The organism is Actinophytocola sp., assembly GCF_036002505.1.
In the GTDB taxonomy this organism is placed as follows: domain Bacteria; phylum Actinomycetota; class Actinomycetes; order Mycobacteriales; family Pseudonocardiaceae; genus DASYTH01.
In genome coordinates this window covers 11,723-33,697 of sequence record NZ_DASYTH010000233.1, presented here as the reverse complement: position 1 = coordinate 33,697, position 21,975 = coordinate 11,723, and the positions used below count along the sequence as shown (strand labels likewise).

Annotated in this window: 21 protein-coding genes and 1 pseudogene; 13 read left to right on the top strand and 9 right to left on the bottom strand. The window is 71.6% G+C overall.

The features are described 5' to 3' along the window. Positions 1 to 13: 13 nt before the first annotated feature. On the bottom strand, positions 14 to 928 hold the full coding sequence (locus tag VGR06_RS21275) for a cytochrome c oxidase subunit II (protein ID WP_327560882.1): 915 nt from the start codon (positions 926 to 928) through the stop codon (positions 14 to 16). 260 nt (positions 929 to 1,188) lie between these two features. Between VGR06_RS21275 and asnB the strand changes: the two genes are divergently transcribed. Next, positions 1,189 to 3,117 carry an asparagine synthase (glutamine-hydrolyzing) gene (asnB, locus tag VGR06_RS21270; protein ID WP_327560871.1) on the top strand — a complete coding sequence of 643 codons (1,929 nt, stop codon included), beginning with the start codon at positions 1,189 to 1,191 and terminating at the stop codon, positions 3,115 to 3,117. A 94-nt stretch (positions 3,118 to 3,211) separates the two neighbouring features. Next, positions 3,212 to 3,661: a hypothetical protein gene (locus VGR06_RS21265; protein ID WP_327560870.1), complete on the top strand. Its 450-nt coding sequence runs from the start codon at positions 3,212 to 3,214 to the stop codon at positions 3,659 to 3,661. A gap of 59 nt (positions 3,662 to 3,720) precedes the next feature. Here VGR06_RS21265 and VGR06_RS21260 read toward each other — a convergent pair whose 3' ends face one another. The 3 genes from VGR06_RS21260 to VGR06_RS21250 form a co-directional block, all read right to left on the bottom strand. Continuing rightward, complete coding sequence (locus tag VGR06_RS21260; RefSeq protein ID WP_327560881.1) at positions 3,721 to 4,656, bottom strand: carbohydrate kinase family protein; 936 nt, start codon at positions 4,654 to 4,656, stop codon at positions 3,721 to 3,723. A gap of 231 nt (positions 4,657 to 4,887) precedes the next feature. Next, positions 4,888 to 5,244: an iron-sulfur cluster assembly accessory protein gene (locus VGR06_RS21255; RefSeq protein ID WP_327560869.1), complete on the bottom strand. Its 357-nt coding sequence runs from the start codon at positions 5,242 to 5,244 to the stop codon at positions 4,888 to 4,890. Between the two features lie 112 nt (positions 5,245 to 5,356). Then, positions 5,357 to 6,469: a glycerate kinase gene (locus VGR06_RS21250; protein WP_327560868.1), complete on the bottom strand. Its 1,113-nt coding sequence runs from the start codon at positions 6,467 to 6,469 to the stop codon at positions 5,357 to 5,359. 96 nt (positions 6,470 to 6,565) lie between these two features. Between VGR06_RS21250 and VGR06_RS21245 the strand changes: the two genes are divergently transcribed. Next, positions 6,566 to 7,213, top strand: a complete 648-nt coding sequence (locus tag VGR06_RS21245; RefSeq protein ID WP_327560867.1) for a DUF3043 domain-containing protein — start codon at positions 6,566 to 6,568, stop codon at positions 7,211 to 7,213. Positions 7,214 to 7,259: 46 nt separating this feature from the next. Next, a complete protein-coding gene (locus VGR06_RS21240) occupies positions 7,260 to 8,240 on the top strand; it encodes an aldo/keto reductase family protein (RefSeq protein ID WP_327560866.1) in 981 nt (326 codons plus the stop codon). A gap of 3 nt (positions 8,241 to 8,243) precedes the next feature. On the opposite strand, the gene VGR06_RS21235 is transcribed toward VGR06_RS21240, so the two are convergent. After that, positions 8,244 to 8,450: a hypothetical protein gene (locus VGR06_RS21235; RefSeq protein WP_327560865.1), complete on the bottom strand. Its 207-nt coding sequence runs from the start codon at positions 8,448 to 8,450 to the stop codon at positions 8,244 to 8,246. Between the two features lie 23 nt (positions 8,451 to 8,473). Between VGR06_RS21235 and VGR06_RS21230 the strand changes: the two are divergent. From VGR06_RS21230 to cobS, 3 genes and pseudogenes are all read left to right on the top strand, one after another. Further along, positions 8,474 to 8,986 (top strand): annotated as a pseudogene (locus tag VGR06_RS21230) (bifunctional adenosylcobinamide kinase/adenosylcobinamide-phosphate guanylyltransferase); the annotation flags it as partial. A gap of 111 nt (positions 8,987 to 9,097) precedes the next feature. Beyond that, entirely contained in the window at positions 9,098 to 10,204 is a 1,107-nt protein-coding gene (gene cobT / locus VGR06_RS21225; protein ID WP_414637305.1) for a nicotinate-nucleotide--dimethylbenzimidazole phosphoribosyltransferase, read from the top strand. 4 nt (positions 10,205 to 10,208) lie between these two features. Next, positions 10,209 to 10,952, top strand: a complete 744-nt coding sequence (gene cobS, locus VGR06_RS21220; RefSeq protein ID WP_327560864.1) for an adenosylcobinamide-GDP ribazoletransferase — start codon at positions 10,209 to 10,211, stop codon at positions 10,950 to 10,952. 63 nt (positions 10,953 to 11,015) lie between these two features. On the opposite strand, the gene VGR06_RS21215 is transcribed toward cobS, so the two are convergent. Next, positions 11,016 to 12,113: a branched-chain amino acid aminotransferase gene (locus VGR06_RS21215; RefSeq protein WP_327560863.1), complete on the bottom strand. Its 1,098-nt coding sequence runs from the start codon at positions 12,111 to 12,113 to the stop codon at positions 11,016 to 11,018. A gap of 157 nt (positions 12,114 to 12,270) precedes the next feature. Next, the gene (locus tag VGR06_RS21210; protein WP_327560862.1) at positions 12,271 to 13,359 is read right to left on the bottom strand and encodes a hypothetical protein; all 1,089 of its coding nucleotides are present in this window, start codon (positions 13,357 to 13,359) and stop codon (positions 12,271 to 12,273) included. A gap of 67 nt (positions 13,360 to 13,426) precedes the next feature. Between VGR06_RS21210 and VGR06_RS21205 the strand changes: the two genes are divergently transcribed. Further along, positions 13,427 to 14,923: a leucyl aminopeptidase gene (locus VGR06_RS21205; protein WP_327560861.1), complete on the top strand. Its 1,497-nt coding sequence runs from the start codon at positions 13,427 to 13,429 to the stop codon at positions 14,921 to 14,923. A gap of 148 nt (positions 14,924 to 15,071) precedes the next feature. Here VGR06_RS21205 and VGR06_RS21200 read toward each other — a convergent pair whose 3' ends face one another. Next, positions 15,072 to 15,416 carry an oxidoreductase gene (locus VGR06_RS21200; RefSeq protein ID WP_327560860.1) on the bottom strand — a complete coding sequence of 115 codons (345 nt, stop codon included), beginning with the start codon at positions 15,414 to 15,416 and terminating at the stop codon, positions 15,072 to 15,074. A gap of 106 nt (positions 15,417 to 15,522) precedes the next feature. Here VGR06_RS21200 and lpdA point away from each other — a divergent pair, with 106 nt between their 5' ends. The 5 genes from lpdA (at position 15,523) to lipB (ending at position 21,315) form a co-directional block, all read left to right on the top strand. Continuing rightward, on the top strand, positions 15,523 to 16,890 hold the full coding sequence (lpdA, locus tag VGR06_RS21195) for a dihydrolipoyl dehydrogenase (RefSeq protein WP_327560859.1): 1,368 nt from the start codon (positions 15,523 to 15,525) through the stop codon (positions 16,888 to 16,890). Between the two features lie 22 nt (positions 16,891 to 16,912). After that, the gene (gene sucB, locus VGR06_RS21190; protein WP_327560858.1) at positions 16,913 to 18,655 is read left to right on the top strand and encodes a 2-oxoglutarate dehydrogenase, E2 component, dihydrolipoamide succinyltransferase; all 1,743 of its coding nucleotides are present in this window, start codon (positions 16,913 to 16,915) and stop codon (positions 18,653 to 18,655) included. Beyond that, a complete protein-coding gene (locus VGR06_RS21185; RefSeq protein WP_327560857.1) occupies positions 18,656 to 19,534 on the top strand; it encodes a TIGR01777 family oxidoreductase in 879 nt (292 codons plus the stop codon). 98 nt (positions 19,535 to 19,632) lie between these two features. Continuing rightward, positions 19,633 to 20,511, top strand: a complete 879-nt coding sequence (locus VGR06_RS21180) for a hypothetical protein (protein ID WP_327560856.1) — start codon at positions 19,633 to 19,635, stop codon at positions 20,509 to 20,511. A gap of 75 nt (positions 20,512 to 20,586) precedes the next feature. Further along, positions 20,587 to 21,315 carry a lipoyl(octanoyl) transferase LipB gene (gene lipB, locus VGR06_RS21175; protein WP_414637304.1) on the top strand — a complete coding sequence of 243 codons (729 nt, stop codon included), beginning with the start codon at positions 20,587 to 20,589 and terminating at the stop codon, positions 21,313 to 21,315. On the opposite strand, the gene VGR06_RS21170 is transcribed toward lipB, so the two are convergent. Next, positions 21,312 to 21,920 (bottom strand): TetR/AcrR family transcriptional regulator, encoded by a 609-nt coding sequence (locus VGR06_RS21170; RefSeq protein ID WP_327560855.1) that lies wholly within the window; start codon positions 21,918 to 21,920, stop codon positions 21,312 to 21,314. The two genes, lipB and VGR06_RS21170, sit on opposite strands and share 4 nt — an antisense overlap. Positions 21,921 to 21,975: the final 55 nt, after the last annotated feature.

Here is a 21,975-nt window from a genome sequence, read left to right as displayed (position 1 = left end):
AAACCCTTTCCACTTACCGCGAGGCGTTGCGCTTGGTGTCGAACGGCGTGGTCGTGGTGGCCAGCCGCGAGCAGAGCTGGCCACAGCTCGGGTCGACCTTCTGCACCTCGGCCAGCGCCTCGGCGGTGGTGTACGTCCGGCCGGTCGTCGGGTTCACCTTCTGCCGGAACGAGATGTACTGGTCGAACCGGAACTCGGTGAGCGCGCGGACCTCGAAGTTCATGGCCGAGTGGTAGATGCCGCAGAGCTCCGCGCACCGGCCCACGAACGAACCCTCGCGGTCGATGCTGTTCTCGAACACGCCGTCCTGGTTGTTCTTCTCCGGCATGGGGAACACGTCGCGCTTGAAGTTGAACTCGGGCACGAAGAAGGAGTGGATGACGTCCTTGGAGCGCAGGTCGTAGCGGATCGTCTTGCCGGTGGGCAGCACCAGGATCGGGATCTCGGTGGAGCTGCCGATGGTGTGGATCTCGTCGCCGTCCAGCGTCTTGTAGCCGTGGTAGGAGAAGTCCCAGTTCCACTGGAACGCGAGGACGTCGACCTGGAGGTCCGGCCGCTCCGACTTCGCCAGCACGTAGTTCTGCGTGGTGACGGTGAAGTAGAACAGGATCACGACCATGATCGCCGGGATGCCGGTGTAGAAGAACTCGAGGAAGTGGTTGTACTGGAACTGCCTGGGCAGCTTGTCGCCGCGCTTGCGGTGGGCGACGACCGGCCACAGGATCAGCGTCCAGGTGATCGCGCCGACGATCAGCGCGGCGATCGTGGCCCAGGTCCAGAACGTGGCCATCCGCTCGCCCTGCGGGGTGACCGCCTCGGGCCAGCCGAACCGGAGCACTTCCTCGCCGGAGCAGCCGGTCGCGGTCATCGCGACCAGCCCGACAAGACCGCCGATCCTGGCCAGGCGCCCTGCCGGCGTGCGCACCATGGGCACGACTGCTCCTCCTCCGCTCCCAGTTGATCCAGGGCGGAGCCTAGCCGAGGCCCACCCGGCGCACCCCCGCGAGTCCCCACTTCCAGCCTGCGAGTCCCCGCTCCCAGCACCCGAGTTCGCGGTTCCGAATCGGGAACTCGTGGTCCTGACGCGGGGACTCGCGGGTCTGAACCGGGGACTCGCCGGATCCCCCGGGCCGGCATACTGGCCGGGAACTGGTGGTACGGGAACACGTGAGTGGGTGCGAACGAAGCGTGTGCGGTCTGCTTGGGTTGGTTTGTCCTTCGGAACTTGACGCTGTGTCGGCGCGGGCGGCGGTGGGGGCGGCGGCGCGGTGCCAGCGGCACCGCGGGCCGGACGAGACGGGGACGTGGGCCGGTGGCGAGGCGATCTTCGGGTTCAACCGGTTGTCGATCATCGACATCGACCTGTCGCACCAGCCGCTGATCTGGGGGCCGCCGGAGTCCCCGGAGCGGTACGCGATCCTGCACAACGGGGAGATCTACAACTACCTGGAGCTGCGCAAGGAGCTGGCGGACCTGCACCTCGCCCAGTTCCACACCGAGGGGGACGCCGAGGCGATCGTGGCCGCCTACCACTACCTCGGCCCGTCGGCGGTGGGCAAGCTGCGGGGCATGTTCGCGTTCCTGATCTGGGACAGCGAGCGCGGCGAGCTGTTCGGCGCGCGCGACCCGTTCGGCATCAAGCCGATGTTCTACGCCAGCGGCCCGGGCGGGGTGGCGTTCTCGAGCGAGAAGAAGTCGCTGCTCGAGCTCGCGCCCACGCTGGGCATCGGCACCGAGCTGGACCGCACCGCGCTGCAGCACTACCTGGTGCTGCAGTACGTGCCGGAGCCGGAGTCGCTGCACACGCAGATCCGCCGGGTCGAGTCCGGCACCTGCTTCACCGTCACCCCGGGCGACCAGCCGGTGATCAAGCGGTACTTCAAGCCGGCGTTCAGCCCGCGCCCGGTCGCCAACGCCGAGGACGCCGAGCGGCTCTACGACGGGATCGCCGACGTCATGCGCGACTCGGTGGCCAAGCACATGCGCGCGGACGTCACGGTCGGCTCGTTCCTCTCCGGCGGCATCGACTCCACCGCGATCGCGGCGCTGGCCCGCGAGCACAACCCGAACCTGATCACGTTCACCACCGGGTTCGAGCGCGAGGGCTACTCCGAGGTGGACGTGGCCGCCGAGTCCGCGGCCGCGCTGGGCGTCAAGCACGTGGTCCGCACGGTGACCGCCGAGGAGATGATGGCCGCGCTCCCGCTGATCGTCTGGTACCTGGACGATCCGGTGGCCGACCCGGCGTTGGTGCCGCTCTGGTTCATCGCCCGCGAGGCCCGCAAGCACGTCAAGGTGGTGCTCTCCGGCGAGGGCGCGGACGAGCTCTTCGGCGGCTACACGATCTACCGGGAACCGTTGTCGCTCAAGCCTTTCGAGAAGGTCCCGGGCGCGCTGCGCAAGGCCATGGGCGCGGTGTCCACCAAGATCCCGGAGGGCACCCGGGGGAAGGACCTGCTCCGCCGCGGCGCGCTCAGCCTGGAGGAGCGCTACTACGGCAACGCCCGGATCTTCCGCGACGACCAGCTCCGGTCCGTGCTGAACACGTTCGACCCGGCCGTCGGCCACGCCGACGTGACCGCCGGCCCGTACCGCGAGTCGGTCCACTGGGACCCGGTGACCCGCATGCAGCACGTCGACCTGTTCACCTGGCTCCGCGGCGACATCCTGGTCAAGGCCGACAAGATGACCATGGCCAACTCCCTCGAGCTGCGGGTGCCGTTCCTCGACCCCGAGGTGTTCGCGGTCGCCTCCCGCATCCCGCTCGAGCAGAAGATCACCAAGGAGACCACCAAGTACGCGCTGCGCCGGGCTCTCCGCGAGATCGTCCCCGCGCACGTGCTGAACCGCCGCAAGCTCGGCTTCCCCGTGCCGATCCGGCTCTGGCTCCGCAACGAGATGTACGACTGGGCCCGCGACATCGTGGTCAAGTCCCAGACCGACGTCGAGCTCGACAAGGCCGCCGTCCTCCGCCTCCTCGAGGAGCACCGCGCCGGTTCCCTCGACCACAGCCGCCGCATCTGGGCGCTGCTGGTGTTCATGCTCTGGCACGGCATCTTCGTCGAGGACCGGATCAAGCCGGAGATCCCGGAACCGCACTACCCGGTCAAGGTGTAGAAACCCGGGACATGATCAGGAGTTGATCAGGACCAGCACGCGCGACGCTCCGGGGGCGGGAACACCCTCCCGCCCGACTGGAAGGAGCACGCACATGGTGGTCCACCGCAAACGCGGCCGGCTACGTGCGGTCCGGCTGCTCATCGTGGGCCTGGCCGCTCTCCTGCTGCCCGTACTCGTCCCACCGGCCGCGTCGGCGGACACCGCCAAGGTGGACGTCCTGTGGATCCGCTGCCAGGACCAGAGCGAGTCGGGCTCCGACGAGATCCTGATCTACGTGAACGGCCAGTTCAAAGGCGGCTGGGGCGACGTCGACGTGCGCGAGACACACTGGTACTACAGCGCGTTCCCGCCCACCCTGCTGAACATCCAGTTCGACGACACGGCGCTGATCGAGGTGTTCGAGGCGGACGGTTCGGACCACGAGCTGCTCGGCTGGGTGTGGGTCAGCGCGAGCGAGATCAACCAGGGCGAGCATGAGGGGTTGGCGAGCCAGGGTTCGGGCGACGGCGAGTACATCGTCCGGTACCAGGTGCACGGCTGATGGGCACGCGTCTGGCGTGGGCCGGCCGCCGCCCGGACCCACGCCGGGCGCGGTCGCGGTCAGCCGGGGAGGATCGCTGCGATCTCGCCGGCGGCCGCGGCGCCGTAGGCGCCCTCGATCCGGACGAGGGCCGCGGCCTTGTCGAAGGTCCACTCCTGCGGACCGACGGTCTCCAGCACCAGCACCGCCACCATCGAGCCGAGCTGGGCGGAGCGCTCCAGGGTCAGGCCGTTGGTCAGCCCGGCGAGGAACCCGGCGCGGAAGCCGTCGCCGACGCCGGTGGGGTCCGCCTTCGCGGTCTCCGGCACCGCCGGGATGTGGACCACCGGACGGTCCAGCGTGACGATCTCCGCGCCCTTCTCGCCGAGCGTGGTGATCCGCATGCCGACCTGGGCCAGCAGCTCGTCCTCGGACCAGCCGGTCTTGCGGGCCAGCAGCCCCAGCTCGTAGTCGTTGGAGAACAGGTAGTCCGCCCCGGCGACGAACGCCCGCAGCCGCTCGCCGTCCATGATGGCCACCTGCTGTGACGGGTCCACCGCGAACCGGTACCCGCGCAGCCGGCACTCCGCCGCGTGCCGCAGCATGGCCTCCGGGTCGTCCGGGCTGATCAGCACCAGGTCGAGCCCACCGGCGGCCTCGGCGACCGGGCGCAGCTCGATGTTGCGCGCCTCGGCCATCGCCCCGGCGTAGAACGAGGCGATCTGGCACATGTCGTCGTCGGTGGTGCAGACGAACCGCGCGGTGTGCGCCACGTCCGAGACGTGCACCCCCGAGCAGTCCACCCCGTGCCGCTCCAGCCAGGACCGGTAGTCGGCGAAGTCGTCGCCGACGGCCCCGACCAGGATCGGGTCGCAGCCCAGCACCGCCATCCCGAACGCGATGTTGGCGCCGATCCCGCCCCGGCGAACCACAAGATCATCGACCAGGAAGCTCAGCGACACCCGGTGCAGCTGTTCAGCCACGAGCTGTTCAGCGAACTTTCCGGGGAAGTGCATCAGGTGGTCGGTGGCGATACTTCCAGCAACTGCGACAGGCACGATAAAGAACCCTACCGGGTGAGTGATCCCGCCCGGCTACGGCCTCACATCCCGTGGATGACGAAGGGCGAGTGCCTGCCAACAGAACCTCAGGGGAACGTGACGGCGCCCAGCCACAATCAAACCTGCCACCCGCACCGTTCGCCGGAACGCAACCACATCAAAAATTCCGGAGAGGCGGGCTGGGCCCTAATGGAAGGAGTCGCCGCAGGCGCAGGAGCCGGTGGCGTTGGGGTTGTCGATCGTGAAGCCCTGCTTCTCGATCGTGTCGACGAAGTCGATGGTGGCGCCCTGCACGTAGGGGGCGCTCATCCGGTCGACGGCCACGCGCAGGCCGTTGAAGTCGCGGAACAGGTCGCCGTCGAGCGTGCGCTCGTCGAAGAACAGCTGGTAGCGCAGGCCGGCGCAGCCACCCGGCTGGACGGCGATGCGCAGGTGCATGTCGTCGCGGCCCTCCTGGTCGAGCAGCGCCTTGGCCTTGGCCGCGGCGGTGTCGGTCAGCTCCACACCGTGGGTCGCGGTGGTGGTCTCCTGGGCGGCGGTCATGGTTCTCCCTCGAGATTCGCTACTTACCCCGGCACAACCGGGGCCGGCCGCGTTTTGTTCCATGGTGACACATCGGGGCGCACCGGTGTCCAGGCGCGCTGGAGGCACCCTGTCATGTTCCCCACTGCGCCGCCACGTCCGCGGCCAACGCCGCCAGGGTACCCGCAGGGTCGGCCAGCGACGCCTCGACCGAGCCGGCGTGCTCTGCCACCGAGTAGGCCCGCTCCACCCCGACCGAGGCCGCCTGGCGCCGCCCGACCGCGACCTGACCGGCCAGCACCAGGCATGGCAGGCCGCGCTCGGCCGCGGCGCCGGCCACGTTCACCGCCAGCTTGCCGCGCAGGGACTGCCAGTCGAAGCTGCCCTCGCCGGTGATCACCAGGTCGACCCCGGCCATCGCCTCGTCCAGGCCGGTGAGCCGGCGCACCAGGCCGGCGCCGGACTCGACCCGCGCGCCGAGTGCGAGCAGCCCGGCGCCCAGACCCCCGGCCGCCCCGGCGCCCGGCAGGTCCCGCACGTCCCGGCCGCACGCCTGCGCCATGATGTCCGCCCAGTGCGCCAGGCCGCGCTCGAGGCGTTGCACGGTCAGCTCGTCGGCGCCCTTCTGCGGGCCGAACGTGCGCGCCGCGCCGTGCTCGCCGAGCAGCGGGTTCTCCACGTCGGTGGCCGCGATGATGGTGACCTCGTCCCGGAGGTCGACCTGGCCGACGATGCGGCCGCAGTCGATCAGCGCGCCGCCGCCGTTGGGCAGCACCTGGTCCCGGGTGTCCAGCGGGACCGCGTTGAGCCCGCTGAACAGGCCGGCGCCGCCATCGGTGCTGGCCGTGCCGCCGAGCCCGACCACCATGGTGTGCACGTCGAAGTCGTTGGCGTCGTACATCATCTCGCCGACCCCGACGGTGTGGGCGGTGAGCGGCTCGCGGTCCTCGGGCGCCACCAGGTGCAGCCCGCAGGCCTGGGCGCTCTCGATGTAGGCGGTGCCGTCGTGCTCGAGCCAGGTGGCGATCACGGTCCGGCGGAGCGGGCCGTTCACCGGAACCTGGTGCAGCTCACCGCCGAGGCTGTGGTGCAGCACCTCGACGAACCCCGGGCCGCCGTCGGACAGCGGCCGCGTCACCAGCTCCACGTCAGGGCGGGACCGCCGCCACCCCGCAGCGACGGCATCGGCCACCTCGGTCGCGCTGAGCGTCCCGCCGAAGCAGTCGGGGGCGATCATGACCCGCATGAGGAGAAGCTAGCCTGGGGGGTCCGGGGGGCGGCAGCCCCCCGGTTGGGGTCTGGGGGCCGAGCCCCCAGACCCCACTGTGACTACCCTGGACGCGTGAGGTTCCTGCGCCGAAGCGCCACCGACAGCACCGACGTCACCGAGGAGTCCGACGCCGGCGCCGAGGCGTCGTCGGTCAAGGGCCACACGCCGGGGAAGGGCCGGCCCACGCCGAAGCGGCGCGAGGCCGAGGGACGCCGGCGCGGCCCGGTGCCGCCGCCCCCGCGCACCACCCGCGAGGCGATGCGGCGGGCGCGGGGCAACAAGGAGGAGCGCAAGGAGCTGGCGGCCCAGCGCCGCGAGATCCGCGCGGCGCAGCGCGAGCGGATGATGGCCGGCGAGGACAAGTACCTGCCGGCGCGCGACCGCGGCCCGGTCAAGGCCTACGTCCGCGACCTGGTCGACTCCCGGCGCAACCTGCTCGGCCTGTTCATGCCGCTGGCCCTCGTCGTGTTCGTCGCGCTCCTCGCGCCCAACCGGCTGCTGCAGTTCTACGCCACCGTGCTGTGCCTGGTCATGCTCCTCGCCATGATCCTCGAGGGCGCGCTCAACGGCCGCCGCTACACCCGCCTGGCCCGGCTGAAGTACCCCAAGGAGACGGTCCGCGGCCTCTCCGTCGGCTGGTACGCCTTCATCCGCGCCTCCCAGATCCGCAAGCTCCGCATCCCCAAGCCCCGCCTGAAGCCCGGCGACAAGGTGGAGTAGCTCCAGTAGTTAGCGAGGCAAACGACTAGCGGCTAAGTTATGGCGCATGGAGTTTCGTCGCCTCGGCCGCAGCGGCCTGTCCGTCAGTGAGATCTCGTACGGGAACTGGATCACGCATGGTTCCCAGGTTGAGGAGGAGCAGGCGCACGCCTGTGTGAAGGCCGCGCTGGACGCGGGGATCACCACCTTCGACACCGCCGACGTGTACGCCAACACCCGGGCGGAGGCGGTGATGGGCCGGGCCCTCGCCGGGCAGCGGCGGGAGAGCCTGGAGATCTTCACCAAGGTGTTCTGGCCGACCGGGCCGGGCGGTCCCAACGACAAAGGGTTGGGGCGCAAGCACATCATGGAGTCGGCGCACGCGTCGCTGAAGCGGCTGCAGACCGACTACGTCGACCTGTACCAGGCGCACCGGTTCGACCGGACGGTGCCGCTCGAGGAGACCATGGGCGCCTTCGCCGACCTGGTGCGTGCCGGGAAGGTGCTCTACGTCGGGGTTTCCGAGTGGAGCGCGGAGCAGATCACCCGCGGCGCGGAGCTGGCCAGGGAGCTGAACATCCCGCTGATCTCCAACCAGCCGCAGTACTCGATGCTGTGGCGGGTGATCGAGTCGCAGGTGATCCCGGCGTCCGAGCGGGAAGGCGTCAGCCAGATCGTCTGGTCGCCGATCGCGCAGGGCGTGCTCACCGGCAAGTACCTGCCCGGCCAGCCGCCGCCGGCCGGCTCCCGCGCCACCGACGAGTCGGGCAAGAACTTCATCGCCCGGTTCCTCCGCGACGAGGTGCTCGAGCGGGTGCAGCAGCTCAAGCCGCTCGCCGAGGGCGCCGGGCTGTCGCTGGCCCAGCTCGCCGTGGCCTGGGTGCTGCAGAACCCGAACGTCGCCTCGGCGATCATCGGCGCGACCCGGCCCGAGCAGGTCACCGAGAACGTCAAGGCCTCCGGGGTGAAGCTCGACGCCGAGACGCTCGCCCAGATCGACAAGGTGCTCAACGGCCTCGTGGAGTACGACCCGCGGCTGTCCGGATAGGACTCAGGTGGCCGTCGGCGGGTGCAGGCCCATCGGTCCGTACACGGGCTTCCCGTCGTGCACGAGGGTGACCTCGTCGATGCCGCCGTCGAGCAGGTCCGGCCAGTTCGCCGACAGCCAGTCCTCGGCCTCGGTCTGGTCGCCGAACGCCAGATCGGGGCCGGGGACGTCGGCACCGACGCCATCGGCATAGCGCCACCGGTACTCCACAGGCGACACGGTACTGTGCGCCCGTGCGACGGACCTTGGTACTGGGCGGCGCGAGGTCCGGAAAGTCCGGGTACGCCGAGAAGTTGGCCGGCGCGGCGCCGGCGGTGTACGTGGCGACGGCCCGGCAGGACCCCGGCGACCCGGAGTGGACGGCGCGCATCCTCCGGCACGTGGCCCGGCGGCCCGCGTCGTGGAGCACGGTCGAGCCGGTGGAGCCCGGCGGGCTGGTCGAGCTGCTGCGCGCGGCGGAACCCGGTTCGCCGATCCTGGTCGACGACCTGGGCAACTGGCTCACCGGGCTGCTGGACGACACCGGCGGCTGGGACGGCGAGCCGACCGCGGCGCGGGCCGAATGCCAGCGGCTGGTGGACGCGATCGGCGGGTGCCGGACCGGGCTGGTGATCGTCTCGCCCGAGGTCGGGCTGGGCGTGGTGCCCGACACGCCGGCCGGCCGGCGGTTCCGGGACGAGCTCGGAGCGCTCAATGCCGCCGTCGCCGATCGCTGCACGGACGTCGTGCTGCTGGTCGCCGGTGTGCCGATGACCCTGCGCTCGCAGGGAGAACCGGGAGGTGGCGCGGTGGCCGACGAGCCGGACGCACCCGAGGAGACCGTCGAGGACACCCGCGACGAGGCGCCCGCCGCCCCGATGGGGCCGCACTTCGGCGCGGTGTCGCCGTACCTCCAGGCGCCGGAACCCGCGTCCCCGGCCGGTTTCGCCTCGGTCACGCGGCCGGACGAGTCGGTGCGCGCGGCCGCGCGCGAGCGGCAGGACCGGCTGACCAAGCCGGCGGGTTCGCTCGGCCGGCTCGAGGAGCTGGGCGTGTGGGTCGCGGCCTGCCAGGGCCAGTGCCCGCCGCTGCCGTTCAGCCGGCCCCGCATCGTGATCTTCGCGGGAGACCACGGCATCGCCGCGCGGGGCGTGTCGGCCTACCCGAGCGAGGTGACCGCGCAGATGGTCACGAACTTCCTCGCCGGTGGCGCCGCGATCAACGTGCTGGCCGAGACCGCCGGCGCCACCGTCCGGGTGGTGGACATGTCGGTGGACGCCGCCGAGACCCCGGACGTGGCCGGGAAGTTCAAGGTGCGCCGGGGATCCGGCTCGATCGACACCGAGGACGCGCTCACCGCCGACGAGGTCGCCGCGGCCATCGCGGCCGGCAAGGCGATCGCCGACGAGGAGGTCGACGCCGGCGCGGACCTGCTGGTGGCCGGCGACATGGGGATCGGCAACACCACCCCGGCCGCGGTGCTGATCGCCGCGCTCACCGGCGCCGAGCCGGTGGCCGTGGTGGGCCGCGGCACCGGCATCGACGACCGCACCTGGATGCGCAAGACGGCGGCGATCCGGGACGCGCTGCGCCGGGCCCGGCCGGTGAGCGCCGACCCGGTGGCGCTGCTGCGCACGGTGGCCGGCGCGGACATCACCGCCATGGCCGCGTTCCTCGCCCAGGCCGCGGTCCGCCGCACCCCGGTGATCCTGGACGGCGTGATCTGCGGCGCGGCGGCGCTGGTCGCCGCGGAGCTCGCACCCGGGGCCAGCGACTGGTGGGTGGCCGGGCACCGCTCCGCCGAGCCGGCACACACCCTCGTGCTCGAGCAGCTCGACCTGAAACCGTTGCTGGAGTTCGACATGCGGCTCGGCGAGGGCTCCGGCGCGGCCGCCGCCATCCCGCTGCTGTCCGCGGCCGTGCGCATCCTGGCCGAGATGGCCACCTTCACCGACGCCGGCGTGTCCGGCCCGGCCGAGGAGTAAACCGTTGCGGGGACTGCGGTTGGCGCTGTCCTGGCTGACCGTCCTCCCGGTCGGTGTGCCCCGGGTCGACCCTGCGACCGCCCGCACGGCCATCGCCCTCGCCCCGCTCATCGGCCTGCCCCTGGGCGGCGCCGCCCTCGGCCTGCTGTCCCTTCTGGACTTGATCGGCGCGCCTGGACTGCTCGCCGGCCTCCTCACGGTCGGGCTCCTCGCGGTGCTCACCCGGGCCATGCACCTCGACGGGCTGGCCGACACCGCCGACGGATTCGGCTGCTACGGCCCACCGGAGCGTGCCCTCACGGTGATGCGCGATGGCGGCGCCGGCCCGTTCGCCGTCGTCACGCTCATCGTCGTCGTTGGCACACAAGCAGTCGCGCTCGGCTCGTTGGTCCCCAGTGGACGGTGGTTCGCCGTCCCGCTGGCCCTCGTCGCCGGCCGCGCGGCATTCTCGCTGTGCTGCGTCCGCGGCGTTCCGGCCGCCCGCCCCGAAGGCCTCGGCGCACTCGTCGCCGGCTCCCAACCCGCCGGCGCGCCGGTCGCCTGGTGGCTCACCCTCATCCTGCTGAGCGTCCCCGCCACCCCCGACCGCCCCTGGCTCGCCGCCCTCTCGGTCGTGGTCGCCGCGGGCGCGGTCCTGCTGCTCGTGCTCCGCGCCCGAAAGCGCTTCGGCGGCATCACCGGCGACGTGCTCGGCGCCGCCTGCGAGGTCGCCACCACGATCGTGCTCATCGGCTGCACTCTCCACTGAGGAATGCGTTGAAGGCCGCCTTCGAGACGTTGAACGTCCTGAAGGCGGCCTTCAGGGCATCACCTACGAGAGCGTGGTCATCCAGCTGTGGGTGTCGGGGGCGGTGCCGCGCTGGATGGCGGTGAGGGCGTTGCGGAGGCGCATGGAGACTTCGCCGGTTTGGCCGTTGTTGATGGTGAACTCGCCGTCGGCGTACTTGGCGGAGCCGACCGGGGTGATCACGGCGGCGGTGCCGCAGGCGAAGACCTCGGTGAGCTCGCCGGTCTCGTTCTTCTTCTCCCACTCGTCGACGGAGATGCGGCGTTCCTCCACGGCGTAGCCGAGCTCGGCGGCGAGGGTGAGGAGGGAGTCGCGGGTGACGCCGGCCAGCAGCGAGCCGGAGAGCTCGGGGGTGACCACGCGGGCGTCCGGGCCGGAGCCGAAGACGAAGAAGAGGTTCATGCCGCCCATCTCCTCGACCCAACGGCGTTCGACTGCGTCGAGCCAGACAACCTGGTCGCAGCCTTGTTCCGCGGCCTCTGCCTGGGCGACCAGGGAGGCGGCGTAGTTTCCGGCGAACTTGGCCGCGCCGGTGCCGCCGGGGGCGGCGCGCACGTACTCGTGCGAGAGCCAGACGCTCACCGGTTTGATCCCACTGGCGAAGTAGGAGCCGGCCGGCGAGGCGATCAGCACGTACCGGTGCTCGGCCGCCGGGCGCACGCCGAGGCCGACCTCGGTGGCGTACATGAACGGCCGGAAGTAGAGGGTTTCCTCGTCCTGCTCGGGCACCCACCGGCCGTCGACGGCGATCAGCTCACGCAGCGAGGCCAGGAACAGCTCGTTCGGCAGCTCGGGCATGGCCAGGCGGACCGCCGAGCGGCGGAACCGGGCCGCGTTGGCCTCCGGGCGGAAGCTCGCGACGGACCCGTCCGGCTGGCGGTAGGCCTTGAGGCCCTCGAAGATCGCCTGCCCGTAGTGCAGGACCATGGCGGCCGGATCGAGCGTCATCGCGTGATAGGGCTCGACCGCCGCGTCGTGCCAACCCTGTGCGCGGTTCCAGCGGATCGTCACCATGTGGTCGGTGAAGTGCTGGCCGAAACCCGGGTTGGCCAATACCTCCGCAAGCCGCTCCGGGGTCGCCGGCTGCGGGTGCGGGGTGCGGGTGAACGGCAGTGTGGTCATGCACCTAACGGTATCGCTCCCTTCGGCACCGGAAAATCGTGATCTCGAGGATCGGACGTCCAACTGATGCCGAACCGTGACAGCGCCCGCGGACGGCCTACCATGCTGAACCGTGACAGAGACTTCGCTGACGAACTCGGTGTCCGCGGGCGTGGGGTCAGACGTCCGGATCACCGCGGTCGCGGTCATGACGCCGTTGCTGCCGGGGCTGCTCGTCCTGGTCGGCTACGTGTGGATCGGCGGGTTCGGCATCCTGCTCGGGCTGGCTGCGGCGATCGCCTGGGCGGTCTGGTGGTACCGGCGCAACGACCGGAGGTTCTTCCCGCGGGACGTCCGGACCACCCCGTTCGTGATCACCATTGTGCTCACCGTGGTGGCGTTCATCCTGGCGCTGGTGGCGACGTAGCCCGGTCAGCGCGTACTGCGCGAGCAGCAGCGCCGAGGCGAGGCCCATCGACACCGGCACGCTGAGCAACGCGGCGGTCACGGCCGCGACCACCCCGGCGGCCGGCGGCACGATCCGGCCGGCCCGGCGGAGGTCGGCGAACACGCCGAGCAGCGCCAGCACCGCGGCGGTTGCGGCGGCCACGGTCAGGATCGGGTCCAGGGCGGTCGCGTCCGCGGCGGCCAGCGCGTCCCGCAGCGGCGCCGGCGAGAAGGCCAGGCGCGGGCCGCCGAGCTGGCGCAGCGCCGCGTAGCCGACCGCGAGGTACCCGCCCAGCGCCACCACGATTGCGCCGCGGCGGCGCGGCCCGGCCTGCTCGAAACCCAGGAAACCGAAGAACATCAGCAGGGTCGCGGCCGGCAGCCCGGCGGGGTTGTCCGCCTCGGGCACCGCGACCGCCGACCCGGCCGGCTCGATGGCGAGGCAGGCGGCCACGAACACCACGAGCCCGGCCAGCACCACGGCGACCCCGGTGATCATGACCGGCCGCGAGGGGCGAACGCCGAACGCGGTGAGCACTGCGGCGACCGCGAGCAGTGCGGCCGCCGCCGGCAACGGTTGGGCTGGCAGCACGTAACTCCCGAACATACCGGCGATCGCGGCGGCACCGGCCACCCGGCCGACCACCCCGAGCGGGCCAGGACGATTCGAAGTAGACAGTCCACAGGCGACGGCCAGCAGCGCGGCCAGCGCGAGGGCGGCCAGCAGCCAGGCCCCCGAGACGCGGGCGGCCGGCGCGAGACCGGCGAAGATCCCCGCCCCGATCATCGCGGCCAGCCCGCACGGCACCCGGTAGGTCATCCGACCAACGGTAGTTAGCATGCCTCAACGCCCTTGCTGGGGACGCACGAGCAACCGAGGAGCCTCCGTGACCCTGCCCAAACTCGCCCTCATCAGCACAGATCCGGCGCAGGCCCAGGCCGACGCCGTGATCATCGGCACGATGCCGGACGGTGACGGTGTGCGGCTGGCTCCCGGCGGCGAGGCGGTGGACACGGCGTTCGGCGGCGGGCTGGTCGAGGTGCTGAACACGCTCGGCGCCACCGGGAAGACCGACGAGGTGGTGAAGGTGCCCACGCTCGGCCGGCTGCCCGCGGGGCTGGTCGTCGCCGCCGGGCTCGACCAGCCCGGCCAGGCCGGGACGGTGAGCGCCGAGCAGGTCCGCCGGGCCTCCGGCGCCGCCGCGCGCAGCCTCGCCGGCACCGCCCGGGCCGTCACCGTTCTGTCCACTGTGGACCTTCAGGCCGCGGTCGAGGGGACCGCGCTGGGCGCGTACACGTTCGACGGCTACAAGTCCGGAAGCCGCGACACCCCACTGGCCCGGGTCGACCTGGCCAGCCCGGATACCGGCACCGCGCGCGAGCACCGGACCACGCTGAAGGCGGCCATCGCGATCGCCGAGGCGGTGGCCACCGCCCGGGATCTGATCAACACCCCGCCCAACGACCTCTACCCCGCCTCGTTCGCCGAGCGGGCCAGGGCGCTGGGCACGGCGGCCGGGTTGGAGGTCGAGGTCCTCGACGAGAAGGCACTGCGCAGGGCCGGGTACGGCGGCGTGCTCGGGGTCGGCGGCGGCTCGGTCCGGCAGCCGCGGGTGGTCCGGATGCGCTACCGCGGACCCAAGGCGCGCAGGAAGGTCGCCCTCATCGGCAAGGGGATCACGTTCGACACCGGCGGCATCTCGATCAAGCCGGCGTCGCACATGGAGGAGATGAGCTCCGACATGTCCGGCGCCGCGGCGATCGTGGCCACCGCGGTGCTCGCGGCGAAGTTGAAATACCCGCTGGAGGTCGTCGCCACGGTGCCGATGGCGGAGAACATGCCGTCCGGCACCGCGTACCGGCCGGGGGACGTGCTCACCATGTACGGCGGCAAGACCGTCGAGGTGCTCAACACCGACGCCGAGGGCCGGCTGATCCTGGCCGACGCGATCGTGCGGGCCGGCGAGGACGAGCCGGACTACCTGGTCGAGACGTCCACCCTGACCGGCGCGCAGATCGTCTCCCTCGGCCGGCGCACCGCGGGGATCATGGGCAGCGACGAGCTGCGCGACCGGGTCGCCGCCATCGCGAAGGCCACCGGCGAGGGCGGCTGGCCGATGCCGCTGCCCGAGGAGCTCCGCGCCGACCTCGACTCCAAGCTCGCCGACATCGCCAACATCACCGGCCACCGCTGGGGCTCGATGCTCGCCGCCGGCCTCTTCCTGCGCGAGTTCGTGCCCCAGGGTCTGCCGTGGGTGCACATCGACGTCGCCGGCCCGGCGTTCAACAGCGGCTCCCCGTGGGGCTACACCGGCAAGGGCGGCACCGGCGTCCCCGTCCGCACCCTCGCCGCGCTGCTGGCGGACATCGCGGAGAACGGCTAGGGGAGAGCTGGCGAGTCCCCGGTTCAGGACCGCGAGTCCCCGCTTCAGGACGCCGAGTTCCCGCTTCAGGGCTGGAAGCAGGTGTCCGGAACCGCGAACTCAGGTGCTCAAACCAGGGACTCGCGTGCCCGAAACGGGGACTCGCGGGTCAGGCGGGGTGGCCACCGCGCTTCTGGCGCTCCTGGTATTCACGCATGCGCTTCGGGTAGCCGACGCGCTCCACCTCGTAGATGGGCATGGCGCGCTTCTTGGCGAACTCGAAGGCTGCGTCGGCGCTGGAGACTCGGCGGCGGGTCCATTCGCCGTCGTGCGCGACTAGAACGACGGTTGTCTCGGTGACGTGGGTGCGCGGCTCCACGTACGCCTCGACACCGTGCCGTTCCGCCGCCCATTGCTCCAGGTGAGCCGTGTCCTGCCTGGTCGCGCCGCGCATCGTCCCCGCCTTGCGGTTGCGGCGCAGCGAGTCGAAAAGTCCCACGTCAACTACCTCCATACGGATCACCCCGGCGGCACCCGGCCACCTCGCAAGCGTGCCCTACGTAGTGACAAGATGGCGTGTGAAACCGCTGTGTCGATGTTGCCGCATCTAGGAGAACCCCGTGACTGACACCTCCGCTGACCTTGTGATCCTGGGCGGCGGGTCGGGTGGCTACGCCTGTGCGTTCCGCGCCGCCGAGCTCGGCCTGTCCGTCATCCTCATCGAGAGGGACAAGCTCGGTGGCACCTGCCTGCATCGCGGGTGTATTCCGACCAAGGCGCTGCTGCACGCCGCCGAGGTCGCCGACCTCGCCCGCGAGGGTGACCAGTTCGGCGTGAAGTCCTCGCTGGAGGGCATCGACATCGCCGGGGTGAACTCCTACAAGGACGGCGTGGTCGGCCAGATGTTCAAGGGCCTGCAGGGGCTGGCCAAGGCGAACAAGGTCACCGTGGTGGACGGTGAGGGCACGTTCACCGCGCCCAACACCGTGACCGTCGGCGGCGACCGGTACACCGGCACGAACGTCGTGCTGGCCACCGGGTCCTACGCCAAGACGCTGCCCGGCCTGGAGATCGGCGGCCGGATCATCACCTCGGACCAGGCGGTGAACCTGGACTACGTGCCGGAGAGCGTCGTGGTGCTCGGCGGCGGTGTGATCGGGGTGGAGTTCGCCAGCGTCTGGAAGTCCTTCGGCGCGGACGTGACGATCGTCGAGGCACTCCCCCGGCTCGTCCCGCTGGAGGACGAATGGGCGTCCAAGCAGCTCGAGCGGGCGTTCCGCAAGCGCGGCATCAAGTACAAGACCGGCGTGAAGTTCACCGGCGCCACGCAGACCGACTCCGCGGTCACCGTCACGCTCGAGTCCGGCGAGTCGTTCGACGCGGACCTGCTGCTGGTCGCGGTCGGCCGCGGGCCGAACAGCGCGGGCCACGGCTACGAGGAAGCCGGCGTGCGGATGGACCGCGGCTTCGTGCTCACCGACGACAAGCTGCGCACCAACCTGCCGAACGTGTACGCGGTCGGCGACCTGGTGCCCGGCCTGCAGCTCGCGCACCGCGGATTCCAGCAAGGCATCTTCATCGCCGAGGTGATCGGCGGGCTGAACCCGGCGCCGATCGACGAGCTGGGCATCCCGCGGGTCACCTACTGCAGGCCCGAGGTGGCCTCGGTCGGGCTCACCGAGGCGCAGGCCAAGGAGAAGTACGGCAACGCCGAGACGTACGTGTACTCCTTGGGCGGCAACGGAAAGAGCCAGATCCTGAAGACCTCGGGCGGGGTCAAGCTGGTCAAGGCGCCGGACGGCCCGGTGGTCGGTGTCACGATGGTCGGCGAGCGCGTCGGCGAGCTGATCGGCGAGGCGCAGCTGATCTACAACTGGGAGGCCTACCCGGAGGACGTGGCGCCGCTGATCCACGCCCACCCGACCCAGACCGAGGCCATCGGCGAGGCGTTCCTGGCCCTCGCCGGCAAGCCCCTGCATGTTCACTGAGTCACGAGGAGTCAGCGAAGACATGGCCATCTCCGTCCAGATGCCGGCGCTCGGCGAGAGCGTCACCGAGGGCACGGTCACCCGGTGGCTCAAGCAGGTCGGCGACCGCGTGGAGGTGGACGAGCCGTTGCTGGAGGTGTCCACCGACAAGGTCGACACCGAGATCCCCTCGCCCGCGGCCGGCGTGCTGCAGAAGATCACCGCGCAGGAGGACGAGACGGTCGCGGTCGGCGGCGAGCTGGCGGTGATCGGCGACGGCGCCGAGAACAGCGGCGATGGGTCCGCGCCCCCGGCTCCCGCGGCCCAACCGGCGCAGCAGCAGGCCGCCCCGGAGCCGGCCAGGGAGCAGCCCGCGGCGCCGGGTCCGCAGCTGCACCCCGAGTCACCGCAGGCGGCGACCGGTGGTCCGGGCACCCCGGTGACCATGCCGGCGCTGGGCGAGAGCGTCACCGAGGGCACGGTCACCCGGTGGCTCAAGCAGGTCGGCGACCGGGTCGAGGTGGACGAGCCGCTGCTCGAGGTGTCCACCGACAAGGTCGACACGGAGATTCCGGCACCGGTGGCCGGCACGCTGCTGCAGATCACCGCGGCCGAGGACCAGACGGTGGAGGTGGGCGGCCAGCTCGCGGTCATCGGCGCGGCCGGGGCCGCGCCTGCACCGTCGCCGGCCGCCGCGCCCGCGGACGAGGGCCGGCACAGCGCACCCGCCCAGACCGCTCCGGCCCCGCCTCAGCCACGGCCGGACCCGCAACCCGAGCCGCAGGTCGCCGCGGCCGCCCCGGCACAGCCCGCGGCGACGGACGGCGCGGCTACGCCGTACGTCACGCCGCTGGTGCGGAAGTTGGCTTCGGAGAACGGCATCGACCTGTCCACCGTGCAGGGCACCGGCATCGGCGGGCGGATCCGCAAGCAGGACGTGCTCGCCGCCGCGGAGGCCGCCAAGGCCGCGGCCGCCGCGCCTGCACCCACTCCACCTGCCGCCCCCACGGCCCCGCGCGCGGCGGCCGTGGCACCGGCGCAGCCGTCCGCGCAGGCCCTGGCGCTGCGCGGGAAGACGGAGAAGATGAGCCGGCTGCGGCAGACCGTGGCCCGGCGCATGGTCGAGTCGCTGCAGGTCTCCGCCCAGCTCACCCAGGTGGTGGAGGTCGACGTCACCCGCGTCGCGAAGCTCCGGTCCCGGGCGAAGGCCGGGTTCGCCCAGCGCGAGGGCGTGAACCTGACGTTCCTGCCGTTCTTCGCCAAGGCCGCGGTGGAGGCGCTCAAGCAGCACCCCAAGCTGAACGCGTCGATCGACGGCGAGACGCAGGAGGTCACCTACCACGGCTCCGAGCACCTGGGCATCGCGGTGGACACCGAGCGCGGGCTGCTCTCCCCGGCCATCCACAACGCCGGCGACCTGAGCCTGGCCGGGCTGGCGCACAAGATCGCCGACCTGGCCGAGCGGACCCGGGCCAACAAGGTCACCCCGGACGAGCTGGTCGGCGGCACGTTCACGATCACCAACCTGGGCAGCCAGGGCGCGCTGTTCGACACGCCGATCATCCCGCAGCCGCAGGTCGGCATCCTCGGCGTGGGGCTGGTGGTGAAGCGCCCGGTGGTGATCACCGACGCGGACGGCGACGACACGATCGCGGTCCGGTCGATGGTCTACCTCGCGCTCACCTACGACCACCGGCTGGTGGACGGCGCCGACGCCGGGCGGTTCCTCACCGCGGTGAAGCGCCGGCTGGAGGACGGCAACTTCGAGGCCGACCTGGGCCTGTAGGTGCGCGTCGCGGTCGCCGGGTCGTCCGGGCTGATCGGCACCGCGCTGGTGCCGGAGCTGCGGAGCGCCGGCCACGAGGTGCTCCGCCTGGTCCGGCGGGCGGTCGTGGGCCCGGACGAGCGGGGCTGGGACCCGCCGGCCGGGACGATCGCCGCCGGCGCGCTGGACGGCGTGGACGCGGTGGTGAACCTGTGCGGGGCGGGGGTGGCCGACCGGCGCTGGACGCACGCCCGCAAGCAGGTGCTGCTGGACAGCCGGGTCGAGCCGACCGAGGTCCTCGCCGCCGCGGTCGCTGACGCCGGGATTCCGTTGCTGGTCAACGCGTCTGCGGTCGGCTGGTACGGCGACACGGGGGACCGCGAGGTGGACGAGACCGAGCCGGCCGGCGGCGGTTTCCTCGCGGCGCTGTGCCGGCAGTGGGAGGCCGCAGCCGACCGGGCGCGGGAGGCCGGGGTCCGGGTGGTGCACCTGCGCGTCGGGCACGTGCTCGCCGCCGACGGCGGGCTGCTGGCCCGGCTCCGCCCGCTGTTCCGCCTGGGGCTGGGCGCCCGGCTGGGCAACGGCCGGCAGTACATGCCCTGGATCCACGTCGCCGACGTCGTGTCGGCGATCCGGTTCGTGCTCGCCGACGGCTCGGTCTCCGGCCCGGTCAACGTGTCCGCGCCGGCGCCGGTCACCAACGCCGAGCTCACCCGCGCCCTGGCCCGCGCGGTGCGCCGGCCGGCGCCGTGGGTGGTGCCGAGGTTCGCGCTGCGCGTCGTGCTCGGCGAGGTGGCCGACGAGATCCTGTTCGGCCAGCGGGTGCTGCCCCGGGCGCTGCTCGACGCCGGCTTCACGTTCCGGCACACCGAGATCGACGCGGCGCTGACCGCGCTCTGAATCGCGCAAGGTCCGGTTACAACCGAACCACAACCGGTTCCGAGTACTGCTGTAGTCCCTGCTATTCGTCAGAAGGGGCCAGTATGTCTCGGAGATCAATGGGCCGAACGCGAATCGGCCTGATGGTGATCGCCCTCCTCACCTCGGTGATCGGAATCGGCGCGGCGACACCGGCAGCAAGCCAGGTGCAGGCGTTCCCGACGCCGCTGGACTTCGTGTCCAACCTGGACCTGGAGTGTTTCAAGACCGATCCGTTCACCCCGCCCCCGGCCAATCTGGTGCTGAGCCACCTGAACCCGGTATTGGCCGGCTTCCCCCGCGTGCCGGTGACCCTCGGTCCGCGGGTCCAACTGTGCGCCCCGGTGTTCAAGAACAACGCGGTTCCGCCGGCCAGCGTGCTGCCGTTCGTCCGGTTCGTGGACCTGTCCTGCTACCAGGTCAACACGACAACGACCAGTCAGATCCCGCTCGTGGTGAGCCATCTCAACCCGCTGCTCCGCGACCTGCCGCGCCGGGAGATCACCCTGTTCGGACCCACCCAGCTGTGCCTGCCGGTGGTCAAGAACGACGTCTTCCCGCCGGCGGAAGTGCTGCGCCTGGTCCAGTTCATCGATCTGCTGTGCTACCGCACGTCCCCGCAGGTTCCGCTGAACATCCCGCTGCGGCTCACCCAGCTCAACCCGGTCCTGGGCAACATTCCGCCGGCCGACGTCCGGGTCGTGGAAAACCGCCAGTTCTGCGTTCCGGTGCAGAAGAACGACCAGCCGATTCCGCCCGAGGTGCTGCGGATCGTGCGCTGGGTCGACATCGAGAAGTTCGACATCATCGCGCCGCCGCTGCCCTCGGTGATCGGGCTGCGGCTGCGGCACATCAATCCCTTGCTGACCGGATTCCCGGTCGAGCCCGCCCGGCTGCTCGGCGCCGAGCAACTCGGCCTGCCGATGGCCAAGAACGGCGTCATCCCGCCGACCACGTAAATCGTGGGGGTGGGGCCATCGGGGTTCCCTGGCGGACTCCGATGGCCCCCTGCCGGCGGGCGTATCGTCACGAGGGTGACCTCCTGCCGAGCCGCGAGCGCTCCCGTGCACGTCCGGGAGCTGGGGACGATCGACTACCGGGACGCCTGGGAGCTGCAGCGGACGACCTTGGCCGCGCGCGCCGACGGCACCGGGCCGGACACGTTGCTGCTGCTGGAACACCCCTCGGTGTACACCGCCGGAAAGCGCACCACGCCGGACGAGCGGCCCGCCGACGGCACCCCGGTGATCGACGTCGACCGCGGCGGCAAGATCACCTGGCACGGTCCCGGCCAGCTGGTCGGCTACCCGATCGTGAAGCTGGGTGACCCGGTCGACGTTGTGCAGTACGTCCGGCGCGTCGAGCAGGCCCTGATCGCGGTCTGCGACAAGCTGGGCGTGTCCACCGGCCGGGTCGAGGGCCGCAGCGGCGTCTGGCTCAGCGCCTCCACCGACCGCCCCGAGCGCAAGATCGCCGCGATCGGCATCCGGGTCCAGCGCGGCGTCACCATGCACGGCTTCGAGATCAACTGCAACGCCGACCTGGCCGCCTTCGACCGCATCGTGCCGTGCGGCATCCGTGACGCCGGCGTCACGTCGCTCTCCGCCGAGCTGGGCCGGGACGTCCCGGTCGCCGAGGTCCTCCCGATAGCCCGGGAAGCCGTGCTGGACGTCCTCGAGGGCTCCCTCCCCGTCGAGGACCGCTGGCTCCCCCGCGCCGAGCCGACCGCCCCCGGCGTGCGGTTCGTACTGAAGGGAAGCTAAACCGCCGGCTGGTGGGCCTGCCGGCGCATGCCTTCCATCACGGCGACGATTGTCCGGGACACCTCGGTGCCGGCCTTCTTGGGGTTCTGGGCGCCGGCGATGTAGGTGGCGCCGGCGGAGAGGGCGCCGAACAGCACCCGGGCGGTGACCTCGACCGGGAGCTCGACGATCTCTCCGGCGGCGACGAGGGCCTCGATGGTGTCCCGGACCAGGCCGTAGCTGAAGTGGTCCTCGGCCTCGCGCCAGCGCTCCCAGCCCATCACCACCGGGCCCTCGTGGATCACGATGCGCTGGTAGGACGGGTCGAGGCAGGACTGGATGTAGAGCTCGACGCCGCGCACGGCGCGGTCCCAGGCCGACCCGCCGCCGCCGACGACCTCGGAGAGGCGGGCCACCGCGGCGCTCTCCACCACGTCGAAGGCCGCCTCGAACAGCGCCTGCTTGCCGCTGAAATGGTGGTACAGCGCGCCTTTCGTCACCCGCGCGCGCTTGGCGATGGCGTCCAGGGCGGTGGCCGCGTAGCCGTGCCAGGTGAACAGCTCCACGGCCGAGTCGACCAGGGCCTGCCTGGTGGACTCGGAATAGTCCAGGCGCCTTGACCGCATTGTCACCACCCTCACAACGGTACGACATGTCCGCGTTACGGCTGGCTGATAGCTT